The organism is Protofrankia symbiont of Coriaria ruscifolia, from assembly GCF_900634745.1.
Lineage (GTDB): Bacteria > Actinomycetota > Actinomycetes > Frankiales > Frankiaceae > Protofrankia > Protofrankia californiensis.
On record NZ_CAAAFR010000065.1, the window covers coordinates 1 to 7,268 of the forward strand.

6 protein-coding genes and 1 pseudogene are annotated in these 7,268 nt (G+C 71.2%); 5 read left to right on the plus strand and 2 right to left on the minus strand.

Translation table 11 applies throughout. The features are described from left to right. The first annotated feature begins 27 nt into the window (after nucleotides 1–27). Nucleotides 28–621 (plus strand): annotated as a pseudogene (locus tag CV1CTNOD_RS09755) (TetR/AcrR family transcriptional regulator). Between the two features lie 278 nt (nucleotides 622–899). Here the strand turns inward: CV1CTNOD_RS09755 and CV1CTNOD_RS09760 are convergent. Together CV1CTNOD_RS09760 and CV1CTNOD_RS09765 are read right to left on the minus strand one after the other, a co-directional pair. After that, the gene (locus CV1CTNOD_RS09760; RefSeq protein WP_131785813.1) at nucleotides 900–1,322 is read right to left on the minus strand and encodes an RpiB/LacA/LacB family sugar-phosphate isomerase; all 423 of its coding nucleotides are present in this window, start codon (nucleotides 1,320–1,322) and stop codon (nucleotides 900–902) included. Between the two features lie 368 nt (nucleotides 1,323–1,690). Beyond that, complete coding sequence (locus CV1CTNOD_RS09765) at nucleotides 1,691–2,332, minus strand: TetR/AcrR family transcriptional regulator (RefSeq protein ID WP_131785810.1); 642 nt, start codon at nucleotides 2,330–2,332, stop codon at nucleotides 1,691–1,693. A gap of 134 nt (nucleotides 2,333–2,466) precedes the next feature. Between CV1CTNOD_RS09765 and CV1CTNOD_RS09770 the strand changes: the two genes are divergently transcribed. From CV1CTNOD_RS09770 to CV1CTNOD_RS09785, 4 genes are all read left to right on the plus strand, one after another. Continuing rightward, nucleotides 2,467–3,360, plus strand: a complete 894-nt coding sequence (locus tag CV1CTNOD_RS09770) for a metal-dependent hydrolase (protein ID WP_131785811.1) — start codon at nucleotides 2,467–2,469, stop codon at nucleotides 3,358–3,360. 73 nt (nucleotides 3,361–3,433) lie between these two features. Then, nucleotides 3,434–4,453: a 2Fe-2S iron-sulfur cluster-binding protein gene (locus CV1CTNOD_RS09775; protein ID WP_131785814.1), complete on the plus strand. Its 1,020-nt coding sequence runs from the start codon at nucleotides 3,434–3,436 to the stop codon at nucleotides 4,451–4,453. A 45-nt stretch (nucleotides 4,454–4,498) separates the two neighbouring features. Beyond that, the gene (locus CV1CTNOD_RS09780) at nucleotides 4,499–5,362 is read left to right on the plus strand and encodes a M24 family metallopeptidase (RefSeq protein ID WP_242606557.1); all 864 of its coding nucleotides are present in this window, start codon (nucleotides 4,499–4,501) and stop codon (nucleotides 5,360–5,362) included. Further along, nucleotides 5,359–7,110, plus strand: a complete 1,752-nt coding sequence (locus CV1CTNOD_RS09785; RefSeq protein WP_131785812.1) for an SDR family oxidoreductase — start codon at nucleotides 5,359–5,361, stop codon at nucleotides 7,108–7,110. The genes CV1CTNOD_RS09780 and CV1CTNOD_RS09785 overlap by 4 nt, the downstream gene beginning before the upstream one ends. Nucleotides 7,111–7,268: the final 158 nt, after the last annotated feature.

Genomic DNA, 7,268 nt, shown 5'->3' on the forward strand with positions numbered 1-7,268 from the left:
GGAAAGGGGCGCGGGGGAGGGGCAGCGGTGAGCGGTGTGACCGGGGCGCGGCCCATGCGTGCCGATGCCCGGGCCAACTATGAGCGGCTGCTGACGCAGGCCCGCCTCGCGTTCGCCGAGTACGGCACCGGAGCGTCCCTGGAGGAGATCGCCCGTCGGGCCGGCGTCGGGACCGGTATGTTCTACCGTCACTTCCCGTCGCGGGAGGCTCTGCTGGAAGCCGTTCTCCATGACCGGTTCGGCTGTCTCACCGCGCGGGCGGGCGAGCTTTCAGCCACCGCGGCGCCGGGTCCCGCGCTGACCGCCTGGCTACGGGAGCTCGTCGAGTTCACGGGGCCCTACCGGGGCTTACCGCCGCGCTCATGCAGACGTTGCGGGACACCTCGACCGAGCTACACGCGGCCTGCGAGGCCATGCGCGACGCCGGCGCGGCCCTCGTCGCCCGTGCGCAGCGGGCGGAAAATCCGTCCCGATCTTGACGCCCTCGAGCTGTTCACGCTGGTCAGCGGTGTCGCGTGGGCGTACGAGCAGACCTCGGCCGCCGTCTCTGGCCGCGTCACGATCGACCGGCTGCTGGCTCTCGCGCTCGAGGGTCTCAACGGCCCCGACATGGTTCGCTGACGCCCCGGCCGGGCCCGCCGGCCGGTGGACGCTCCCGTTCGAGGTGGTGCTGTCGCGCTGGAGGTCTCGTGGCCGTGATACGGACGCAGGGTGTGACGGGCACCGCGCGGACGGCGGTACGGGCGGTGCTGACCGCGATCGTGGGCGGCGTCATCGGCATCGCCGCTCACCCGCTCACCCGATCAGCCGGCCAGTGGCTGTCGATCATCGTGGGTTGCCTCGTCGGCATCGCCACCGCTCCCTGCCGGGTCGGCCCGGGTGACCGACGCGGTGCGCGGTCAGCCGTCGATGTCACGCAGCCCCTGGATCACCGGCAGTTCCTCGGGGTCGGGCTCGGCCTGGTCCAGGAATGCCTTCACGCATTCGACGGCGACGTCAGGGGCCAGGCGTTTGAGGCTCAGCGTCAAGACGTTGGCGTCGTTCCACAGCCGCGCGCCACGAGCTGTCCACGCGTCGGCCGCCGTGGCGGCGCGCGCGCCACGTACCTTGTTGGCCGCGATCGCCGTGCCGGTGCCCGTCCAGCACATCAGCACCCCGTAGTCCACGTCGCCGGAGACGACCGACTTCGCAACGGTGCGCGACATGTCCGTCCATACCGTCGACTCGCTTGGGATCACTAGCTCGTGCTCCGTACGGATGAACTCGCGCACGGCACGGACACACTCGTTCTCGCCGTCGGCCGCGAACCCGATCCGTGCCATCGTCCCGCCTTCCAGCTCTACCCGCCGACTCACGCATCGTCGACGATGCCTTCCACCTCAATGTCCTATCTCAAGAATGTCCTATCTCAAGCCGAAGCAGCGTATCGAGGTGGTCGGCCGGTTCTGCGATCTTGGCGCGACGGCCGGTGACCGCCTTCGGCTCTGGCGGTGGGGCGACCTTCCCTCGGAGGAGATCCCCGGCGCGGTAACGGCCGATCAACGCCCTGACGTCAGTCGACGGCCTTGCGGCACCTGTTCTCATTGTTCCAGATGTTCCAGACCTGCCGTCCGGCGTAGCGGGATTGGACAGGATCGCGCGGACGGCTCCCGTGGCCGAGGATGGCCCGGACGTCGGGTCCGGTGCCGTTTCAGGCGCGTTCATGGATGCGGTTTTTGAGCTGCTCGTACTGCTCAGGGTCGTCCAAGGCGGCCATGACGACCTGGTAGCAGGTGCGTTCGCACAGGTCGATGAGGCCGGCCCGGTCGATGGCCGGCTGTTCGAGCCAGCTAAGGACGACTTCCTCCATGTACGCCAACCAGCCGGCCACGGCCATGGTGAGGGCAGGGGTGGCGGGTGCGCCCGCGGAAGTGAGGCCTTCGGTGATCCAGCCTGCCAGGGTGGCGCGGGTCGAGCGGTGCAGGGTGCGCATGTCGCTGCCGCTGTCGAGCCGGGTGACGGCCTGGTAGATGTCGGGATGGCGAGAGACGTACTCGACGAAGGTCTCGACGCCGGTGCGCAGCTGCTCGCCGGGGCGCAGGGACGGTTCGGGGCGCAGATGGCCGAGCAGGTCCTCGGCGGCGGCCTGGAGGACGGCGTGCCGGAACTTGCGTTGCGAGCCGAAGTAGTGGAACAGCAGCCCGGGGGAGACGCCAGCCTCGGCGGCCACGGACTCGACGGAGATGTCGTCGATCGTCCGCGTTTGCAGGATGCGGCGTGCGGCGGCCAGGATCTGGCTCCGGCGGTCGGAGGGAAGGAGTCGGGTGCCGCGCACGCCGGGGGGGCGAATCATGTGTCCATCCTATTGACTCCAGCTCAATAGTCCCTACTGTTGAGTAATCATCAATAAGGGTGTGGCGCGTCCTGAGGCGCAGCCGGCACGTCGCGCCTTCTTCAGCCCCCTCTAGGTGACGGAGGAGCGCTTCGATGTTCCCTGCCGAGTCCCCTGTACAAGAGCACGACAACCTGGTCCTGCAGCCGCGCGACGTCCGTTTCGACTGGTCACGGCTTCCGATGCACTGGATCCCGGGCGAGCCGACAGCCACCCACACCATCAACGTGCTGCATCTGCTGCTGCCCGAGGGCGAGCGCTGGTTCGTACGCGTCTTCAAGCAGGCCCTGCCACTGATCACCGATGACCGGCTGAGGGAGGACGTGCTCGGGTTCATCGGGCAGGAGGCCATCCACGCGCAGGCCCACCAGGGAGTGCTTGACCACCTGCTCGCCAAGGGCTTGGATCCGGGCCCGTACGTACGGCAGGTCGAGTGGCTGTTCCACCGGGTGCTGGGGGAGCGCCCGGGACTGGCGCCGGAGCGGGCCCGGGAGCATGTCGTCGAGCGGGTTGCGATCATCGCCGCGGTCGAGCACTTCACCGCTTTCCTCGGCAACTGGGTACTCAACGCGGACGCCCTGGACCTCGCCGGCGCCGACCCGGTGATGCTGGACCTGCTGCGCTGGCACGGCGCGGAGGAGGTCGAGCACCGCAGCGTCGCGTACGACCTGCTCAGACACCTGGACCCGGGCTACGCGCGGCGGATCCGCACCATGGCGATCACCGGTCCTGCCCTGTACTGGCTGTGGATCCGCGGAGCGCGCTTCCTGATGGCCGCCGATCCGCAGCCGGTCGGGCCACGGCAGAAGGCGAGCTGGCACGGCTTCCTCGCGGCTTCGCGGCGCGGGCTGCTGCCAAGCCCCGGTGCGGCTGTGCGCTCCGGGGCGCGCTACGTCAAGCGCGGCTACCACCCCGCCCAGGAGGGCTCGACCCGGCAGGCGGTCGCCTACCTCGCCACGTCCCCGGCTGCCCGCGCCGCCGCCCACTGACGTTCGAACAGGACCCGGACCCGTGAGCCGATCCCTTCCCCCCGACCTGTACGGCAGACCCCGTGCCGACCGCATGATGCGGGCACTGGCCGCCTTCGGCGACGCGTTCTTCCCGTTGTCCACCCGGCCGCGCCGCCGCCGTCGGCCCGCTGCGGCGAACGCGCCCCCGCGCAACCTCGTGGTGGCCACCCGCCGTGCCGAGGCCGAAGACGTCGTCTGCCTGCGCCTGGCCGCCCCCGACGGTGCGGCGCTGCCCGCCTGGCGGCCCGGGGCCCACCTCGACCTGCACCTGCCCTCCGGCCGCCGGCGCCAGTACTCCCTGTGCGGCGACCCCGCCGACCGTGCCGCCTACCGGATCGCGGTACGCCGCATCGAGACGGGCGGCGGCGGATCGGTGGAAGTGCACGACGCCCTGCCGGAGGGTACCCGGCTCACCGTGAGTGGGCCGCGCAACGCCTTCCCGTTCGCCGCCGAGCCCTGCGTGCTGCTCATCGCGGGCGGCATCGGCATCACCCCCATCCTGCCGATGGCCCGCGAGGCCACGCGGCGCGGTCTGGACTGGCGGCTTGTGTACACCGGTCGTAGCCGCGCCCGCCTGCCGTTCACCGACGAACTGCGGCAGCTCGGTGGCCGGGTCGAGATTCTCTCCGGCGAGGAGCACGGGATCCCCGCTGCCGCCGACCTGCTGCGCCGCGCCCCGGCCGGGGCCGCCGTCTACGCCTGCGGCCCAGCCCCCATGCTCGACGGCATCAAGGCGGCCTTCGACGCGAGCCCCGCCACGGCCCTGCACTGTGAGCGATTCGCTCCCGTCCCGATCCGGGGCGGCCACCCCTTCGAGCTGCACCTGGCCCGCAGCGGGCGCGCGCTGCCCGTCCCCGCCGACCGATCCGCCCTGGACGTGCTCAGCGAGGCCGTCCCCGCGGCCGCCTACTCCTGCCGGCGGGGATTCTGCGGGGTCTGCCGTCAGCGGGTCCTCACCGGACTGGTTGAGCACCGCGACCACCGGCTCACCGACGCCGAGCGCGCCGGCGGCGCGATGCTCGTCTGCGTATCCCGCGCCCCCGCAGGCGAACGTCTCGTCCTGGACCTGTGATCCCGTACACGCGCGACATACACGCACGACCCGAAGGCGATGCCCATGACCATGCAGGCCCAGGCCGCACCGGCCTTCCCGTACGACAGCACCGACCTCGACCGCTTCCGTGAGCTGCAACAGCTCGCCTATGGCTGCGCCGAGCGTGTCGCAGCCTGGCTGGAACCCGGAGTGACCGAACGTCAGGTCGCTGCCCGGCTCCGCCGGGAGCTGGTCGACGAAGGCGTCCAGGACTTCTTCCACATCCCCTTCGCCTGGTTCGGCGACCGTACCGCCTTCCGGCACTTCCAGACGCCGCTGCAGTTCTTCGCGGGTCGGCGGAAGCTGGAAGAAGGCATGCCGTACATCCTCGACTGCGCTCCCGTCGTCGACGGCTACACCGCCGACATCGGCTACGCGGGCAAGGCCGGCGACAATCCCATATGGGACAAGATTGCCTTTGACCTGCGCGAATACCGCGAGCTGATCCTCCGTGAGGTGCGGCAGCGCAAACCGCTCAACGACATCTACGCTTCCGTGGACGCGCTCATCGCCCACCATGGCTACGACAACCGGCACAAGGTCTATCCGGGACGGGTCATCGGCCATCAGGTCACCCGCATGACCGCCCGCGGGCCCGCCGGAGTCAACCTCCTCGGCTTCGGAGTACGAACGCTGGAGACCCTCGGCCGCGAGCTCGTCAGCGAGCGCCTGCACGGCCGTTCGCCGCTGTGGGCCGACGGCCGCTCCTCGCGGCACGCGCCCACGCCGGGGCTGTGGGCGGTCGAGCCACACGTCGGATTCCGCGAGGTGGGGCTGAAGTTCGAGGAGTTACTGGTGGTCACCGAGGACGATGCCCACTGGCTCGACGACGACCCGCCACACGTGCGTCGCTGGCAACAGGCGGACACCCGATCGGACGCACGATGAAACACCGTACGGTCATCTCGGCCGGCGTGCCGCTGGCCGTGTACGAGCAGGGCGACCCTGCCCGGCCGACGGTACTGCTCGTGCACGGCTACCCCGACACCCACCACGTCTGGGACGACGTCGCCGCCACCCTCGCAGCCAGCGGTCACCACGTCGTGCGCTACGACGTGCGTGGCGCCGGGGCCTCCGGGGCTGCGGCGGGTGTGCGCGGCTACCGGCTGCCGCAGCTCGCGGACGACCTGTTCGCCGTGGCCGACGTGGTCAGCCCGGACCGGCCGGTACACCTCGCCGCCCACGACTGGGGGTCCATCCAGTCCTGGGAGGCCGTCACCGACCCACGCTCGGCGGGCCGCATCGCCTCCTACACCTCCCTGTCCGGTCCCTGCCTGGACCACGTCGGCCACTGGGTTCGACGACGCCTTATCCGCCCCACCCCGCGCCACGTCGGCCAACTCCTCGCCCAGGCCGCGCACTCGTGGTACATCGGCGTCTTCCACGCGCCGCTGCTCGCCCCCGCCGCCTGGCGGCTGGGCCTGGCCGCGGGGTGGGGCCGCGTGCTGTCGTATGCCGAAGGGGTCGCCCCGCGAGCCGGCCACCCGCAGCCCACCCTTGCCGCCGACGCCGTACGCGGTATCGCGCTGTACCGGGCCAACATGCTGCCCCGCCTCCTGCGCCCACGGCAGCGCCCGACCGCCATACCGGTGCAGCTGATCACCCTCACCCGGGACCGCTACGTCAGTCCCGCCCTGGGTGACGACCTCGGCCGCTGGGCGCCGTACCTGTGGCGGCGCACCCTGCCGGCCGGGCACTGGTCCGCACTACTGGAGAAAGGCCCCACCGTGGCACGAATGATCAAAGAAATCGTCTCGTGCGCCGACGGTGCGCCCGCATCCCCTGCACTGGACCGGGCCTCCGGTGCGCAACGAGGGCGGGGGCCTTTCGCCGGGAAGCTGGCCGTTGTCACCGGCGGCGGCAGCGGCATCGGCCGTGCCACCGCACTGGCCTTCGCCGAGCACGGTGCCGACGTCGTGGTCTGCGACCTCGACCTGGCCACCGCCGAGCGCACCGCCGAACTCGCACGCCTGCTCGGTGCCACCGCCCACGCCTACCGCGTCGACGTCTCCGACGGCCCCGCCGTCGACACCTTCGCCACCGAAGTCGCCGCAGCCCACGGCGTCCCCGACATCGTGGTCAACAACGCGGGCGTCGGCCACTGCGGCACCTTCCTGCAGACCACCGAGAAGGAGTGGCGCCGCATCCTGGAGGTCAACCTCGGGGGCGTCATCCACGGCTGCCATGCCTTCGGCACCCTCATGGTCGACCGCGGTGAGGGCGGCCACATCGTCAACCTCGCCTCCGCCGCCGCGTACCTGCCCAGCAAGATCCTCGCCGCCTACGCCACCAGCAAGGCTGCTGTCTACATGCTCTCCGACTGCCTGCGCGCCGAACTCGCCCCCGCCGGCATCGGTGTCACCACCATCTGCCCCGGCATCGTCAACACCAACATCACCCGCACCAGCACCTTCTCCGGCCGGTCCGCCGACCGGCTCGACGCCACCCGCGACCGCATCTCCGCCCTCTACACCAGGCGCAACTTCCCCCCGGACAAGGTCGCCCACCAGATCCTGCGCGCCGTCCGCAAGAACAAGGCCGTCGTACCGGTCACCGTCGAGGCCAGGGCTGCCCGCATCCTCGGCCGTCTCTCCCCGGCCCTGCTGCGCGCCGCCGCTCGCTTCGACATCGGCTGACGGTGCCCTCGCCGGCCTGTTTACCCCACTGCGGGCCCTGGCTCTCGTGCACCGCGCCCGGGATGGGCCGGGACGGGCCGGGACGAGCTGAGATGGGCATGGTGCGCAGCGCGGCGCTCTCCGGTTGTTCGTCGGGCGTGGCCGCGGGTGTGTGGCCG